This is a genomic window from Pseudomonas sp. NPDC086278 (genome assembly GCF_050280905.1).
GTDB lineage: Bacteria > Pseudomonadota > Gammaproteobacteria > Pseudomonadales > Pseudomonadaceae > Aquipseudomonas.
The window spans coordinates 48,593-64,044 of the sequence record NZ_JBNNWE010000025.1; the positions used below are offsets into that span (position 1 = coordinate 48,593).

The window sequence follows — 15,452 nt, forward strand, 5'->3', positions numbered from 1 at the left end:
GAAGAGGCCCTGTCAGCCTATGAAGATTTACTTGGCAACCACCTTCTCGGACTTGCCGTCATACCGCTTGCGCCACTCGGTGAGGATTTCGTCGCGATTCTTCGACGCCCAGGCAAAGTCATTCTTGATCAGACGCTGCTCGTAATCGGCCGGCAATTCAGTCTGCGGCTTGGCAATTCCAGGCGAAGCGAGCACCGCGAAGTTCTCTTTATAAAGCTCCATCGCCGCCGGGCTGGCCGAGAAGTCCGCCAGTTTCTTCGCTGCGTCTTCATGCGCCGTGCCTTTGATCACAGCCGTCGCTTCGATCTCCCAGCCCAGGCCTTCTTTCGGCAGGATGATGTCCAGCGGCGCGCCCTGGCGCTTCAACTGCACGGCTGGGTATTCGAAGGAAATACCAATCGGGAATTCACCCGAGGCCGCCAGTTTGCAAGGCTTGGAACCGGAGTGAACGTACTGGCCGATGTTCTGGTGCAAACCGTCCATGTAGGCCCAGCCCTGCTTCTCGCCGAAGGTTTGCAGCCAGGCGCTGACGTCGAGGAAACCGGTGCCGGACGAGGCCGGGTTGGGCATCACGATCTTGCCTTTGTACTCAGGCTTGGTCAGGTCTTGCCAGCTCACGGGTTTGCTCAGGCCTTGCTTCTCGGCTTCGACGGTGTTGAAACAAATGGTCGCGGCCCAGACGTCCATGCCGACCCAGGCTGGCGGGTTGGCAGCGTCGCGGTAGTTGCCGCCGATCTTGGCCAAGTCCTTCGGCGCGTAGCTTTGCAGCATGCCTTGCTGGTCGAGGATCGCCAGGCTCGACGCCGCCAGGCCCCACACGGCGTCAGCCTGCGGGCGGTCTTTCTCGGCCAGCAGTTTGGCGGTGATGATGCCGGTGGAATCACGCACCCATTTGATCTCGACGTCCGGGTTGGCCTTTTCGAAAGCTTCTTTGTAGGTCTTCAGTTGTTCGGCTTCGAGGGCGGTGTACACCGTCAACTCGGTTTTCGCCGCGAAGGCGTTCAGGCTGAAAGCGGTGAGGACAGCAGCGGCCAGGGCCAGGGGCTTGAACATGATCTTTTCCTGTTTTTGAGTTGAGAGGGTTGTACGTAATCAGTTGCCGGGCGCGGTCTGCCGCCAGGCCTGGGAGCGGCGCAGCAAACCGCGCGAAGCCCAGGCCAGCAGCAGGGACACGCCCGCCGAGGTGAACAGAATCAGGGTCGACATCGCCGCCGCACCGCCGCCGCACCGCCGACGTTGCCGGCGTCGTCCATGTTCAGCACCGCCACCGCCGCGAGGATGGTGTCGGGGCTGTAGAGGAAGATCGCCGCCGAGACGGTGGTCATCGCCGAGACGAACAGGTAGCGCACGATGTCCAGCAGCGCCGGCAGGCAGATCGGCACGGTGACGCGCAGGTAATGCCGGTACAGCGGCGCCTTGAGCGACAGCGCGGCGGCTTCGAACTCGGCGTCGAGTTGGCGCAGCGCGGTGGTGGCGGTCATCTGCGCGGTGGTCAAATAGTGAGCAATGGTGCAGACCACCAGCAGGGTCATGGTCCCGTAGAGCACGTGCAGCGGGTTGCCACTGAGGTTGAAGAAGAAGACGTAACCCAACCCCAGCACCAGCCCCGGCACCGCCATCGGTACAAAACTGAGCAGGCGCAACGTCAGGTTCAGCCCGCGCTGGCCTTTGGTTTTTTCCATCAGGTAGGCGCCGGTGAAAATCAGCACGCTGCCGATCAACGCCGTGCACAGGGCCATCTTCACGCTGTTGCCGTAAGCCAGCCAGCCGCCGCCCGCCGTGTCGTTGAACTGGTAATGGTTGAGCGACAGCGACAGGTTGTACGGCCAGAATTTCACCAGCGACGAGTACACCGCCATGCCGAACACCAGCAGCAACACGGCGCAGATCAGCAGGACGATGGCCAGGTAGCAGCCGTCCCGCAGCGTCGACGGTGCCGGCTTGAAGACTTGCGCCCGACCGCTCATGGCATCGCCGTGACGCCGACGCAGCCAGGCATCGACGCCGAAGCTGAACAGCGCCGGCAGCAACAGCACCATGCCAATCAAGGCGCCGCGACCGAATTGTTGCTGGCCGACCACGGCTTTGTAGGCTTCCAGCGCCAGCACTTGATAGTCGCCACCGACCACCACGGGCACGCCGAAGTCAGTGATGGTCAACGTGAAGACCAGGCAAAACGCGGCGAACACCGCCTGACGCGTCGCCGGCCAGGTGATGCTGCGGAAGGCTTTGGCCGGGCTGGCGCCCATGCTGGAGGCGGCATCGAACAGTCGCGCATCCGCCAACGAAAGCGCCGACAGCAGAATCATCAACGCGTGCGGGAAGGTGTAGATCACCTCACCGAGAACGATGCCCCAGAAGCCGTAGATGTTGTCCGCGAGCAAACCGCGCAACAGGCCCTGGTTGCCGAACAGATACACCAAGGCGATCCCCGGCAGCATCGACGGCGCCATCAGTGGCAGCAACGATATCCCGCGCCAGAGTCCTTTGCCCGCAATCAAGGTGCGTTGCAGCGCGTAGGCAAACAGGTAGGCCAGCGGTACGACGATGGCCGCGACGCTGAGGGAAACTTTCAGGCTGTTGCCGAGCAACCAGTGGAAATTGGCGCTGGTCACCAACTCACGGGCCGCGACCACGCCACCGCCCTGCCCGGCCTCTGCGCTGAAACCACGCCAGAAGATCGCCAGCAGCGGCATCAACACCGCGACGCCGAGCAACACCAGCAACAGCACTTTGCCGCCGACCACGAACACCCGGTCGCCGATCTCGGCGCGGGAGGCCCGCCGCACCTGCTTGTGCGGTATCGGCAGCGCGAGGTTCGCGCTCATCAGGCAAACACCTGCAGGCTGCGCGGCGGCAAGGCGACCATGATCTGTTGGGCGCCGAGGCGTGGCATGGCTTCCGGGGCCAGTTCCGCCAGCAGCGGATGGCCGGGCAATTGGTCAAGCTCGAAGCTCATGCGGCAACGGTTGCCGAGGAAGGTGATCTCGCGAACCTTGGCCGGGAACAGGTTTTCTTCGTGTACCAACGGGTTGACGTTGATCGCCTCGGGTCGGCAGAACAAACGGCCCGACGCAGTTTTCGCACTGCCTTCGGCCAGGCGCAGGTTCATCCCGCCTACTTGTGCGTGGCTGTCGCTGCTGCGAAGGAATGGCAGCCAGTTGCCCTGCCCGACAAACTCCGCCACAAACGGCGTGGCCGGGCGGTTGTAGATTTCCTGCGGCGTGGCGTATTGCTCGACCTTGCCGTTGTTCATCACGGCGATGCGGTCGGCCATCAGCATGGCCTCGTCCTGATTGTGCGTGACCATCAGCGTGGTGATGCCGAGGTTGCGTTGCAGTTGGCGCAGCTCGGTGCACAGATGCTCGCGAACCCTGGCGTCGAGGGCCGACATCGGTTCGTCCAGCAACAACAGCGACGGCGCCGGGGCCAAGGCGCGGGCCAGTGCCACTCGTTGTTGCTGGCCGCCGGACAATTGGCCGGGGTACTTTTTCTCGCTGCCGGTCAGGCCGACCAGTTCGAGCATCTGGCCGACTCGCTTGCGCACTTCATCGCGCCCGCTGCCGGCCAGGCCGTAGGCAATGTTCGCGTCGACGGTGAGATTGGGGAACAGCGCGTAGGACTGGAACAGAATCCCGTAGTCCCGGGCTTGCGGTGCCAGGTGGGAAACGTCGCGATCACTGAGGTACAACTCGCCGCTGTCTTGCTTCTCCAGACCGGCGATGCAGCGCAGCAACGTGGTTTTGCCACAACCCGACGGGCCCAGCAGACACACCAGCTCACCGGCCGCCACGTCGAGGGAAACGTTGTCCAGCGCGGTGAAAGCGCCAAAGCGTTTCTGCACCCCGCGCACTTTCATCGGGGCGCCGGGGTGGGTCAGGGCAGTTGCAATCGAGTGGTTCATGGACAGGCCTCATCAAGCAGATGAAGGCCATCCTAGGGCGGCAATGCGTCCGTCATGTGGCAGTGAGGCAAAAACGGCTGATAGTGGTATTCAGGGATTTGGGTTCATTAGATTCAGATCGTGTAGCGATTGATCTGACGCCTTCGCGGGCAAGCCCGCTCCCACAGGGTTCTGCAGTGAACACAGATCTTGTAAACACCAGCGACACCTGTGGGAGCGGGCTTGCCCGCGAAGAGGCCAGCACAGGCAACCCAGCTCTCAGGCCGGCGCCATTTCCTGCGCCAAACCGAGGAACGCCGCCGGCAATCGCGCGCCCTTGCGTTCCTTGAGGCAATACAGGTACTCGGGAATCTGCGGCGCATTTTCGAGGGTCAGCACCCGCAGTTGCGGGTCGTGCGGCACTTCCTGGCGGGCAATGATGCTGATGCCGATGTTGCGCAGCACCGCCTCGCGAATCGACTCCCGGCTGCCGATCTCCAGCAACGGCCCGAAACTCACCCCGGCACTCGCCAGCAACGCCTCGGTCAGACGCCGCGTGGTCGAGCCCGACTCCCGCATCAACAAGGTATGCCCGGCCAACGCACTGAGCGGCACATGGTCGTGCGCGGCCAACGGATGATTGCGATGCACCGCCAACACCAGCGGATCGCTGCCGAGCACCCGACGAATCAGTCGCGGGTCGTCGAGCAATTGCGAAGAAGCGGCGACATCGACCCGGTAATCCTCCAGCGCTTCGAGCACTTGCTGGGAGTTGCCGATTTCCACCGAGACTTCCACCTGCGGCAGGCGCTCGCGGAAGGTCTTCACCAGATCGAGGATGTAATAAGGCGCGGTGGCGGCGATGCGCAGCGTGCCCTGGACCTGGCCGCTGTTGCGCAGGAAAAACTCGATATCGGCTTCCTGCTGCAACAGCGCCTTGACCATCGGCAGCAGCCGCGCGCCTTCGTCGCTGACGCTGAGGCGGCGGCCGCCACGGTAGAACAGCTCAACCGAGTACTGGCTTTCCAGATGGCGAATCTGGGTCGTCACCGTGGGCTGGCTCAGACCGAGCTTCTTGGCCGCCAGGGTAATGCTGCCCAAACGGGCCACCATGTAAAACGCCTTTAGCTCGGCACTCAGCACACCCGCCCCTCATCGTTATTTGCGCAATAGACGCAGACCGTTGAACACCACCAACAGGCTCACGCCCATGTCGGCGAACACCGCCATCCACATGGTGGCGAGTCCGGCGAAGGTTACCCCAAGAAAGATCGCCTTGATGACCAATGCCAGCGCGATGTTCTGTTTGAGGATGCTCGAGGTCTGCCGCGACAGGCGGATGAACGCGGGGATCTTGCGCAGATCGTCGTCCATCAGGGCGACATCCGCGGTCTCGATGGCGGTGTCGGTGCCAGCCGCCGCCATGGCGAAACCAATCTCCGCCCGCGCCAGCGCCGGGGCGTCGTTGATCCCGTCGCCGACCATGCCGACCTTATGGCCCTGCGCATAAAGCGCTTCGATGGCTTGCAGCTTGTCGGTCGGCAGCAAGTCGCCTTTGGCTTCGTCGATGCCGACCTGAGCGGCAATCGCCTGAGCGGTGTGGACGTTGTCGCCGGTGAGCATCAGGGTCTTGATGCCCAGTTCGTGCAGTTGCTGGATTGCCTCGCGGCTGGACTCTTTCACGGTGTCGGCCACGGCGAACAGCGCCAACGGGCCGGACTTGTCGAGCAGCAGCACCACGGACTTGCCCTGTTTCTCCAGGGCGAACAGTTTCTCTTCCAATGCCGGCGAGCACAGGTTCAGCTCTTCGACCAGGCGATGGTTGCCCAAGTGGTAGACCTGACCGTTGACCTCGCCACGCACACCGCGACCGGCCAACGCTTCGAAGTTGTCCACCACCAGCGGCGCAAACTGTTTGTCCGCCGCCGCATTGGCGATGGCCAACGACACCGGGTGATCCGAACGACCGGCCAGCGCCGCCGCAATCGCCGGGGCAGCGTCGTCAGCGGTTGGCTGCAGGGACAGATAGTCGGTTTGCACCGGTTTGCCGTGCGTGAGGGTGCCTGTCTTGTCCAGCGCCAGGTAATCAAGCTTGTAACCGCCCTCCAGGTAGACGCCGCCCTTGACCAGAATCCCTTTGCGCGCCGCTGCCGCGAGGCCACTGACGATGGTCACCGGCGTAGAAATCACCAGTGCACATGGGCAAGCGACCACCAGCAACACCAGCGCGCGGTAGATCCAGTCGAACCAGGCCGCGCCCATGAACAGTGGCGGAATCACCGCTACGGCGAGGGCGAAGATGAACACGACCGGGGTGTAGATTTTCGAAAACTGGTCGACAAAGCGCTGAGTCGGCGCCCGTGCACCTTGCGCTTGCTCCACCGCGTGGATGATTCGCGCCAGCGTCGAGTCGTTGGCCGCAGCGGTCACCGTGTACTCCAGCGAACCGGCCTGATTGATGGTGCCGGCGAAGACTTTATCGCCCACGGTCTTCTCGATCGGCAGGCTTTCGCCGGTGATCGGCGCCTGATCGATGGTAGAAGTCCCGGAAACCACTTGGCCGTCCAGGCCGATGCGCTCGCCGGGACGCACACGCACTCGCGTACCCAGCGCGATGGTTTTCACGTCTTGCTCGACCCAACTGCCGTCGGCCTGCTGCACCGTCGCCTGTTCCGGCGTCATCTGCATCAAACCGCCGATGGCGTTCCGGGCGCGGTCCAGCGACTTGGCTTCGATCAGCTCGGCCACGGTAAACAGGAACATCACCATCGCCGCTTCCGGCCACTGCCCGATCAGGATTGCGCCAGTCACCGCAATGCTCATCAGCGCGTTGATGTTCAGGTTGAGGTTCTTGAGGGCGATCCAGCCTTTCTTATAGGTGGTCAGCCCGCCGCTGAGGATCGAAATCAGCGCGATGATTGCCACGACCCAGGTGGGCGCCGCGTTAGTGAAATGGATGACTTCGGCAGCGAGCGCGCCGACACCGGACAGCGCCAGGGGCCACCAGTGTTTTTTCTCGGCGGTCGGGGCTGGCGCTTCGACGCCCTGCTCCAGCGGCTCGGCCACCATGCCCAGCGACTTGATCGCCTCGACAATCGGCGCGGTGCTCGGCAGGTCGTGGGTCACGCCCAAGACGCGGTTGATCAGGTTGAATTCCAGTTGCTGCACACCCGCGAGCTTGCCGAGTTTGTTCTGGATGAGTGTCTGTTCGGTCGGGCAGTCCATGGCGTCGATACGAAAAGTGCTCAGCCGCGCGCCATCGGTTGGCGTTTCGCTCAACTTGACCAACGCCGGCGCCGCCACTTTCGAGGAACAGCAGGAATCGCCATGACCGCCATGGTCATGGGCCTTTTGCACTGGCTGCAGCTTGTGGCTGTGATCGTGATCGTGATCGTGATCGTGATCGTGATCGTGATCGTGATCGTGGCCATCTTCGGGTTTGTGGGTGTGAAGGGAATCGCTCATCGGGGTGCGTCCATGAAGGTGCCTGTTGCCAAGTAAAGACCCTGTAGCCACTATAGGGTCAAGCACCTATTTGGAGATTGTCGTCATGAAGATCGGAGAACTGGCCAGAATCACCGACTGCGCCGTGGAAACCATCCGCTATTACGAACGTGAAAACCTGCTGCCAGAGCCCGCCCGCAGCGACGGCAACTACCGCGTCTACACCCAGGCCCACGCCGAACGCCTGACCTTTATCCGCAATTGCCGCACCCTCGACATGACGCTTGAGGAAATCCGCAGCCTGCTGGCGTTGCGCGACAGTCCGCAGGACCAATGTGAAAGCGTGAATGCGTTGATCGACGAACACATTCATCACGTGAAGGCGCGGATTGATGGCTTGCTGGCGTTACAGGCACAACTGCTCGACCTGCGCCAGCGCTGCAGCGAAGGGCCGGATATCGAACAGTGCGGGATCTTGCAGCGCCTGGAAGTGAGCGGCGGCGTGGTGGCGATGGAAGTGGAGCATTCCCACGTCGGCCGCAGTCACGGCCACTGAGCTGAGCCTTGTCACCACAAAAGCGGGCCATCGAAAGGTGCTGTGAGTGGCGGACAGTCAACGACTGCTACTGAATCCCCGTGGCGAGGGGGCTTGCCCCCGTTCGGCTGCGAAGCAGTCGCAAACCTGCAACCCCGATATACCTGAAACAACCGGGTCTCAGCCTTCAGGGCCGCTGCGCAGCCCAACGGGGGCAAGCCCCCTCACCACAAAAGCTCGCCAGTTCCAGACCACCATGGAACGGTGCGCGATCTTGCAGCGCTTAGCGGTGAGCGGCGGGCTGTCAACGACTGCCACTGAAGCCCCCTCACCACAACAGCTCCCCACTTTCCAGACCACCATCGAACGTGCGGAATCGTGTAGCGCTTAGCGGTGAGCGGCGGGCTGTCAACGACTGCCACTGAATCCCCGTGGCGAGGGGGCTTGCCCCCGTTCGGCTGCGCAGCAGTCGCAAAACCTGCAACCCCGATATACCTGAAACAACCGGGTCTCAGCCTTCAGGGCCGCTGCGCAGCCCAACGGGGGCAAGCCCCCTCACCACAACAGCTCGCCAGTGCGAATCAGACCGCCATCGGTGCGGTCATTGGGGCGTGGTGTTGATAGCCCTCGAGCGAGAAATCGCTCGGCTCGACCAACTCCAGCCACTCTGGCTGGTACTCGCCCGTCTCGGCAAACGCCGGCACGCGATCACTGATCACCAGTTTCGGCATCGGGAACGGCTCGCGCTTGAGCTGTTCATTGAGCATGTCCAGGTGGTTTTCGTAGACGTGCGCATCACCGATGAAATAGGTGAACCAGCGCGGCGTGTAGCCGGTCAGGCGACCGATCAGGCTCAGCAGCGCGGCGCCTTCGGTGAGGTTGAACGGCGTGCCCAGGCCCAGGTCGTTGGAGCGGATGTAGAGAGTCAAAGAGATCTCTCTGGTCTCGACATTCGGGTGGAACTGGTACAGCAGATGGCACGGCGGCAGGGCCATTTCATCGAGCTGAGCGACGTTCCAGCCGTGGAACAGGATGCGGCGGCTGCCCGGGTCTTTGATGATGGTGTCGACGCACTGCCGGATCTGGTCGATCGCCTTGTACAACACAACATAGGCCTGACCGTTTTCTTCGCCTTCCGCGATCTGACGATAGCCTTGGCTCAGGGTCTGCTCGATGGCGGCTTTATTGCTGAGCGGGATCTGCTTGTACGCCGGCCATTTGCGCCATTGCACGCCGTAGATTTCGCCGAGGTCGTCTTCGCCCTGGCGGAACGGATTGGCCAGCCACTGCGCGTTTTCGTTGGCGTTCTGGTCCCAGACCTTGCAGCCCAATGCGCGGAATTCAGCGGCGTTGTTAACGCCCCGCAGAAAACCGCACATCTCGCCGATGGCCGATTTGAACGCCATTTTGCGCGTGGTGATCGCCGGAAAACCTTCTTTCAGGTCATAACGCAGCATCGCGCCCGGAAAGCTGATGGTGTTCACGCCGGTGCGATTGGCTTGCCGGGTGCCGTTCTTGATGACGTGGGCCACCAGATCGAGATATTGCTTCATGAGTTACCTGTGTCCTTGAGCCCGGGGCCGAAACCCCGGGCTCGAATGTTATACAGCCGCCGCCGGAGTCGGCGGGGCGCGGTGATACGCGAGCCAGATCAGGAACAGACCGCCAACGATCATCGGTACGCAGAGCACCTGGCCCATGGTCAGCCAGTTCCAGGCCAGATAGCCCAGTTGCGCGTCGGGCACGCGGACGAATTCGACGATGAACCGGAAGATGCCGTAGAACAGCGCGAACATCCCGGACACGGCCATGGTCGGTCGCGGTTTACGCGAGAACAGCCACAGGATCAGGAACAGCGCCACGCCTTCCAGCGCGAACTGATACAGCTGCGAGGGGTGACGCGGCAACTGCGCCGGGTCGCTGAACGGCGGGAAGACCATGGCCCACGGCACGTCGGTCGCCTTGCCCCACAACTCGGCGTTGATGAAGTTGCCGATACGCCCGGCACCCAGGCCAATCGGCACCATCGGTGCGACGAAGTCCATCAGCTCGAAGAACGACTTGTTGTTCTTTTTGCCGAACCAAAACGCCGCCAGCATCACGCCGATAAAGCCGCCGTGGAACGACATGCCGCCCTTCCACACTTCGAAAATCAGCGTCGGGTTGGCCAGGTAAGCACTCAAATCGTAGAACAGCACATAGCCCAGACGACCGCCGACGATAACGCCCATCGACATCCAGAAGACCATGTCGGAGAGTTTCTCCTTGGTCCAGGTCGGGTCGAAACGGTTGAGCCGGCGCGACGCCAGCAGCCACGCACCGCCGATGCCGATCAGGTACATCAGACCGTACCAGTGGATTTTCAGCGGACCGATGGCCAGGGCCACCGGGTCGATCTGCGGGTAAGGCAGCATTGCGACTCCTCGTTAGAGTTGAAAGCAGAATTCCCGAGCGACGCTGTCACCTCAGGATTAAGTCAGGATTGTGCCGGCGTCAGAGCAGGAAATTGAGCCCCACGCAGAACAGCAAAGCGGCAAACAGTCTTTTCAGCAACTTCGGCGACAGCCTGTGGGCCAGTCGCGCACCGATGCGGGCGAAAAACATGCTGGTCAGGGCGATCCCCAGCAGCGCCGGCAAATAAACAAATCCCAGACTATGGGCCGGCAGCAACGGATCGTGCCAGCCCAGAATCATGAAACTCAATGCACTGGCCAGGGCGATGGGCAGACCGCAGGCCGACGATGTCGCCACCGCTTGCTGCATCGGCACGCTGCGCCAGGTCAGGAACGGCACGGTCAACGAGCCGCCGCCAATCCCGAAAATCGCCGACGCCCAGCCAATCACGCTACCGGCGAGGGTCAGACCGACTTTGCCCGGCACGGTTCGGCTGGCCTTGGGTTTGACGTCCAGCGCCAGTTGCGCGGCGATGACCAGCGCAAACACGCCGATGATCTTTTGCAGGTTCGGGCCGGAGATCGCTTCAGCCGTCAGCGCACCGAAGCCGGCGCCGATCAGAATGCCGACGGTCAGCCAGGCAAAAATCGGCCAACGCACCGCACCACGGCGCTGATGCTCACGCACGGCGTTGATCGAGGTGAAGATGATCGTCGCCAGTGATGTGCCGACCGCCAGGTGCGTCAGGATCGAGGCGTCGAAGCCCTGCAAGGTAAAACTGAACACCAGCACCGGGACGATGATGATCCCGCCGCCCACGCCGAACAGCCCGGCCAGCACGCCTGCGCAGGCGCCCAGCGCCAGATAGAGCAGAAATTCCATGTCCGTACCCCAGGCATCCCCAAAAATAGGTGCGGCATGGTAACGGATGCGAGGGCTCGGGCTCCACTGTGCAAGGCAATGGATCGACAGACGATGACTGCGTAGAGTGTGCAAAAAACACCCAAGGACCACCTTATGTGCCTGATTGTCTTCGCCTGGCGGCCGGGCCACGCCCAACCGCTGATCGTCGCGGCCAACCGCGACGAATTCTACGCCCGTCCGAGCCTGCCGCTGGCGGCATGGCCCGAAGCGCCACACGTGCATGCCGGCCGGGACCTCGAAGCCGGCGGCACCTGGCTGGGTATCGGCGCCAATGGGCGCTTTGCGGCGCTGACCAACATTCGTGATCCGCAGCAAGCACCGTCGCGAAAATCGCGAGGTGAGCTGGTGGCGGGTTTCTTGTTGGGTGGCCAATCGATTGATGACTATTTGAGCGACGTTGTCGCACGTTCGCAGGAATATGCCGGGTTTAATCTGCTGATCGGCAATGCCAACGAACTCTGGCATTTCAATGCACGGGAGTCCGAGGCGGTGATGTTGCCGCCCGGTGTCTATGGGCTGTCGAACGCCGGGCTGGATACGCCGTGGCCGAAACTGCTCAAGGCCCGGGCGGCGCTGGAGGAAGTGCTGGCAGACCCGCAGCCTCAGGCGTTACTGGCATTGCTGAACGACCCGCAGACGGCGCCGTTTGCCGAGTTGCCGGATACCGGGGTTGGCTTGGCGACCGAGACGTTGTTGTCGAGTGTGTTTATTGCGAGCCCGACGTACGGGACGCGGGCGAGTACGGCGTTGATTGTCCAGGCGGATGGAACGCGGTTGATGGTCGAACGGAGTTTCGGGCCGTATGGCGGGCATTTGGGGGAAGTGGAGATCAGGATTTAGTGCTGTTTTGTCTGAGCTGACGCCTTCGCGAGCAAGCCCGCTCCCACAGGGGATTTGTGTCGATCACAGAACCAATGTGGGAGCGGGCTTGCTCCGGGCGGCGTTCCGACGAAGGCGTCGGTGCGGGCTCAGAGAGCCTTGACCACAGCCGGATTAACCATCCGCGCCAACCCGAGATTCTTCAGCGCCAGTTGCAGCGAGCTGTGGATAACTTGCGGGTTGTCGATGGTCATCAGTTCCGCCAGCAGATCCTTGGCCTTGCTCAGGTTGATCTGACGCAGCATCCACTTCACCTTTGGCAAGTTGGTGGCGTTCATCGACAGGCTGTCGAAACCCATCGCCATCAACAGCACGGCCGCCGCCGGGTCGCCGGCCATCTCACCGCAAATGCTCACAGGCTTGCCTTCGGCGTGGGCATCGCGCACCACGTTCTGCAACGCTTGCAGCACTGCCGGGTGCAGGTAGTCGTAGAGGTCGGCAACGCGCGGGTTGTTGCGGTCGACAGCCAGCAAATACTGCGTCAGGTCGTTGGAGCCGACGGACAGGAAGTCCACCTGCCGCGCCAGTTCCTTGGTCTGGTACACCGCCGCCGGAATCTCGATCATCACGCCAATCGGCGGCATCGGCACGTCGGTGCCTTCGTCGCGGACTTCGCCCCAGGCCCGGTGAATCAGGTGCAGGGCTTCTTCGAGTTCGTGGGTGCCGGAGATCATCGGCAGCAGAATCCGCAGGTTGTTCAGGCCTTCGCTGGCCTTGAGCATCGCGCGGGTCTGCACCAGGAAGATTTCCGGGTGGTCGAGGGTCACGCGAATGCCGCGCCAGCCGAGGAACGGGTTGTCTTCCTTGATCGGGAAGTACGACAGCGACTTGTCGCCGCCGATGTCCAGGCTGCGCATGGTCACCGGTTGCGGGTGGAACGCGGCGAGCTGTTCGCGATAGATCGCCAATTGTTCTTTTTCGCTCGGGAAACGCTGGTTGATCATGAACGGCACTTCGGTACGGTACAGACCCACGCCTTCCGCGCCGCGCTTCTGCGCCCGCGCCACGTCCGCCAGCAGGCCGGTGTTGACCCACAGCGGCATGCGGTGGCCGTCGAGGGTCACGCACGGCAAGTCGCGCAGGGAGTCGAGACCGAGCGCCAGTTGTTTCTCTTCTTCCACCACTTCGGCGAACTGCTTGCGCAGCACGTCGCTGGGGTTGGTATAGACCTCGCCGCGATTGCCATCGACGATCAATTCGATGCCGTCGACCTTGGCGTAGGGCAGGTCGACCAGGCCCATGACCGTCGGGATGCCCATCGCCCGGGCCAGGATCGCGACGTGGGAGTTGCCGGAACCGAGGACCGAGACCAGACCGACCAGCGTGCCTTCCGGCACCTCGCCGAGCATCGCCGGCGTCAGCTCTTCGCTGACCAGAATGGTTTTTTCCGGGTAGACCAGATTCTGCTGACGCTCCTCCTGCAAGTAGGCGAGCAGGCGTCGGCCCAGGTCCTTGACGTCGGAGGCGCGCTCACGCAGGTAAGCGTCGTCCATCAGTTCGAAACGGTTGACGTGATCGGTGACCACCTGGCGCAGCGCGCCCTGGGCCCACTGGCCGGTCTTGATCACGGTGGTGACTTCACTGCCCAGCGCGGCATCGTCGAGCATCATCAGGTAGACGTCGAACAGCGCGCGCTCTTCCGGGCGCAGCTGGGTCGCAAGCTTGGCCGACAACGCGCGCATGTCGGCGCGCACGCCTTCGATGGCGGTCTTGAACAACGCCAGTTCAGCGTCGATGTCGGTGATGGTCTTGTCCGGCACCACGTCCAGGTCGGCTGGCGGCAGCATGACCACCGCGGTGCCGACCGCCGCACCCGGCGAACCCGGCACGCCGACGAACTTGGCTTCCTGGATGCCCTTGCCCTGGCGACCCAGCCCGCGAATCGAACCGGTGGCCTCGGCGTGGGCGATAACGCCGGCGAGCTGCGCGCTCATGGTCACGAGGAAGGCTTCTTCACCTTCGTCGAACTGACGGCGTTCCTTTTGCTGAATGACCAACACGCCGACGACGCGGCGGTGGTGAATGATCGGCGCCCCGAGCGCCGAAGTCGCCCTGCCGCGCAACGCCTGGCCCAGAGCCAATTGCGGTTGTGGCGACCAGTAATGCGCCAGCAACGGCTCGGCGATGGACGCTTCAGCGGTGCGCTGACCGAGCACCAGCGGCAAGGCGCCGGCGGCATTGCCGAGGTCACCGCCGACACACAGCACGTCGCCAGGCTGCGCGCCGCTGCGGGTCAGCGCCTTGCCGGCCGGCACACGACCGAACACGGTCATGGTCAGGCTCAGCGGGCCGCGCGTGGTATCGCCGCCGACTAGGGCCACGCCGCAGCGCTGCGCCATGAGGTTCAGGCCACGGGCATACGCTTGCAGCCAATCGGCAGTCACCGTCGGCAGCGTCAGGGCAAGGGTAAAGGCAATGGGGGTGGCGCCCATGGCGGCCAGATCGCTGACGGCCACCGCCAGCGAGCGCTGACCGAGCAGAAACGGGTCGCAGGGGTCCGCGAAATGCACACCGGCAACGAGGGTGTCGGTGGAAATCGCCAACTGCTCCCCAGGAGGAACAGCCAGCAAGGCGCAGTCGTCGCCGATCCCCAGGGCAACGCCCTCGCCGCCTTGCGCACAGGGCGCGGCGGCGAAAAAATTGCGGATCAGCTCAAACTCGCCCATTGGGTGTCCCGTCTCACCAATACAGTTCATTTTTTAGCGGCGTCCGGTATCGCCATACTGCGTTGCCGCTCCTCGTCATAACCGGCCATGACTCGTCGCGGCGCCTTGTCTGGCAACACCAGCCACTCGCTAAAAAACGAACGTATCGGCGAGACAGGACACTGAGACAAAGTGTTCAAGCGCCAATCAGCGCTTGAACGCCTTCACTTCAGCTTCACGCAGACGCGGGGCCAGCTTGTCGAGGACACCGTTGACGAACTTGTGACCGTCGGTGGAACCGAACACTTTGGCCAACTCGATACCTTCGTTGATCACAACGCGGTAGGGCACGTCGACACGCTCGAGCAGCTCCCAGGTGGACAGGCGCAGCACGGCCAGTTCAACCGGGTCCAGCTCTTCGATGGTGATGTCCAGGCATGGCGCCAGGGCCGCATCGATCTTGTCTTTCTGCGCGGGAACACCGTGCAGGATTTCGCGGAAGTAAGCGCCGTCGACATCACTGAAATCGTTATCGACCCGGAACTGCGCTTCGATCTCGTTCAGCGACTGCCTGGCCATGTGCCATTGATACAGCGCTTGAGTCGCGAGCTGACGGGCTTCGCGACGCTTGACGCTTTTCGATGGCTTGCCGGCTCAGCCGGGTTTTTGCCGGTTATCTCGCGGCGCTGATCATCGGCATAGCACTCGGCCTGGCCATCGGCCGCTCGAAGTGGGCCGAGGATCTGTT

At 62.7% G+C, this 15,452-nt stretch carries 11 protein-coding genes and 3 pseudogenes; 4 read left to right on the forward strand and 10 right to left on the reverse strand.

Translation table 11 applies throughout. The features are described from left to right. Positions 1 to 27: 27 nt before the first annotated feature. From ACQKP4_RS10610 to ACQKP4_RS10630, 5 genes and pseudogenes are all read right to left on the reverse strand, one after another. The gene (locus ACQKP4_RS10610; RefSeq protein WP_427632877.1) at positions 28 to 1,053 is read right to left on the reverse strand and encodes a putative 2-aminoethylphosphonate ABC transporter substrate-binding protein; all 1,026 of its coding nucleotides are present in this window, start codon (positions 1,051 to 1,053) and stop codon (positions 28 to 30) included. Between the two features lie 39 nt (positions 1,054 to 1,092). Beyond that, positions 1,093 to 2,828, reverse strand: a pseudogene (locus ACQKP4_RS10615) (putative 2-aminoethylphosphonate ABC transporter permease subunit). After that, on the reverse strand, positions 2,828 to 3,904 hold the full coding sequence (locus ACQKP4_RS10620; RefSeq protein WP_427632879.1) for a putative 2-aminoethylphosphonate ABC transporter ATP-binding protein: 1,077 nt from the start codon (positions 3,902 to 3,904) through the stop codon (positions 2,828 to 2,830). The pseudogene ACQKP4_RS10615 and the gene ACQKP4_RS10620 overlap by 1 nt, the downstream one beginning before the upstream one ends. Before the next feature lie 258 nt (positions 3,905 to 4,162). Then, on the reverse strand, positions 4,163 to 5,026 hold the full coding sequence (locus tag ACQKP4_RS10625; protein WP_427632881.1) for a LysR family transcriptional regulator: 864 nt from the start codon (positions 5,024 to 5,026) through the stop codon (positions 4,163 to 4,165). Positions 5,027 to 5,041: 15 nt separating this feature from the next. Further along, positions 5,042 to 7,240 (reverse strand): heavy metal translocating P-type ATPase, encoded by a 2,199-nt coding sequence (locus ACQKP4_RS10630; protein ID WP_427632896.1) that lies wholly within the window; start codon positions 7,238 to 7,240, stop codon positions 5,042 to 5,044. Between ACQKP4_RS10630 and ACQKP4_RS10635 the strand changes: the two genes are divergently transcribed. Then, on the forward strand, positions 7,211 to 7,384 hold the full coding sequence (locus ACQKP4_RS10635) for a hypothetical protein (protein ID WP_427632898.1): 174 nt from the start codon (positions 7,211 to 7,213) through the stop codon (positions 7,382 to 7,384). The genes ACQKP4_RS10630 and ACQKP4_RS10635 overlap by 30 nt on opposite strands. Before the next feature lie 49 nt (positions 7,385 to 7,433). After that, the gene (cadR, locus tag ACQKP4_RS10640) at positions 7,434 to 7,883 is read left to right on the forward strand and encodes a Cd(II)/Pb(II)-responsive transcriptional regulator (RefSeq protein WP_427632882.1); all 450 of its coding nucleotides are present in this window, start codon (positions 7,434 to 7,436) and stop codon (positions 7,881 to 7,883) included. A 560-nt stretch (positions 7,884 to 8,443) separates the two neighbouring features. Here cadR and ACQKP4_RS10645 read toward each other — a convergent pair. From ACQKP4_RS10645 to ACQKP4_RS10655, 3 genes are all read right to left on the reverse strand, one after another. Beyond that, positions 8,444 to 9,415 carry a thymidylate synthase gene (locus ACQKP4_RS10645; protein ID WP_427632884.1) on the reverse strand — a complete coding sequence of 324 codons (972 nt, stop codon included), beginning with the start codon at positions 9,413 to 9,415 and terminating at the stop codon, positions 8,444 to 8,446. Positions 9,416 to 9,463: 48 nt separating this feature from the next. Next, the gene (lgt, locus tag ACQKP4_RS10650; RefSeq protein ID WP_427632886.1) at positions 9,464 to 10,276 is read right to left on the reverse strand and encodes a prolipoprotein diacylglyceryl transferase; all 813 of its coding nucleotides are present in this window, start codon (positions 10,274 to 10,276) and stop codon (positions 9,464 to 9,466) included. Positions 10,277 to 10,355: 79 nt separating this feature from the next. After that, positions 10,356 to 11,138 carry a sulfite exporter TauE/SafE family protein gene (locus ACQKP4_RS10655; RefSeq protein ID WP_427632888.1) on the reverse strand — a complete coding sequence of 261 codons (783 nt, stop codon included), beginning with the start codon at positions 11,136 to 11,138 and terminating at the stop codon, positions 10,356 to 10,358. Positions 11,139 to 11,273: 135 nt separating this feature from the next. Here ACQKP4_RS10655 and ACQKP4_RS10660 point away from each other — a divergent pair, with 135 nt between their 5' ends. After that, complete coding sequence (locus tag ACQKP4_RS10660) at positions 11,274 to 12,020, forward strand: NRDE family protein (RefSeq protein ID WP_427632890.1); 747 nt, start codon at positions 11,274 to 11,276, stop codon at positions 12,018 to 12,020. 128 nt (positions 12,021 to 12,148) lie between these two features. On the opposite strand, the gene ptsP is transcribed toward ACQKP4_RS10660, so the two are convergent. Next, positions 12,149 to 14,725, reverse strand: a complete 2,577-nt coding sequence (gene ptsP / locus ACQKP4_RS10665; protein ID WP_427632892.1) for a phosphoenolpyruvate--protein phosphotransferase — start codon at positions 14,723 to 14,725, stop codon at positions 12,149 to 12,151. Between the two features lie 186 nt (positions 14,726 to 14,911). Further along, a pseudogene (nusB, locus tag ACQKP4_RS10670) lies at positions 14,912 to 15,358 on the reverse strand (transcription antitermination factor NusB); the annotation flags it as partial. Here nusB and ACQKP4_RS10675 point away from each other — a divergent pair. Continuing rightward, positions 15,358 to 15,452: pseudogene (locus ACQKP4_RS10675) on the forward strand (ABC transporter permease); the annotation flags it as partial. The pseudogenes nusB and ACQKP4_RS10675 sit on opposite strands and share 1 nt — an antisense overlap.

Excerpts from the sequence above, each read along its gene's own strand:
- ACQKP4_RS10610 (WP_427632877.1), bottom strand. The coding sequence starts at position 1,053 with ATGTTCAAGCCCCTGGCCCTGGCCGCTGCTGTCCTCACCGCTTTCAGC.
- ACQKP4_RS10620 (WP_427632879.1), bottom strand. The coding sequence starts at position 3,904 with ATGAACCACTCGATTGCAACTGCCCTGACCCACCCCGGCGCCCCGATG.
- ACQKP4_RS10635 (WP_427632898.1), top strand. The coding sequence starts at position 7,211 with ATGACCGCCATGGTCATGGGCCTTTTGCACTGGCTGCAGCTTGTGGCT.
- cadR (WP_427632882.1), top strand. The coding sequence starts at position 7,434 with ATGAAGATCGGAGAACTGGCCAGAATCACCGACTGCGCCGTGGAAACC.
- ACQKP4_RS10645 (WP_427632884.1), bottom strand. The coding sequence starts at position 9,415 with ATGAAGCAATATCTCGATCTGGTGGCCCACGTCATCAAGAACGGCACC.
- lgt (WP_427632886.1), bottom strand. The coding sequence starts at position 10,276 with ATGCTGCCTTACCCGCAGATCGACCCGGTGGCCCTGGCCATCGGTCCG.
- ACQKP4_RS10655 (WP_427632888.1), bottom strand. The coding sequence starts at position 11,138 with ATGGAATTTCTGCTCTATCTGGCGCTGGGCGCCTGCGCAGGCGTGCTG.
- ACQKP4_RS10660 (WP_427632890.1), top strand. The coding sequence starts at position 11,274 with ATGTGCCTGATTGTCTTCGCCTGGCGGCCGGGCCACGCCCAACCGCTG.
- ptsP (WP_427632892.1), bottom strand. The coding sequence starts at position 14,725 with ATGGGCGAGTTTGAGCTGATCCGCAATTTTTTCGCCGCCGCGCCCTGT.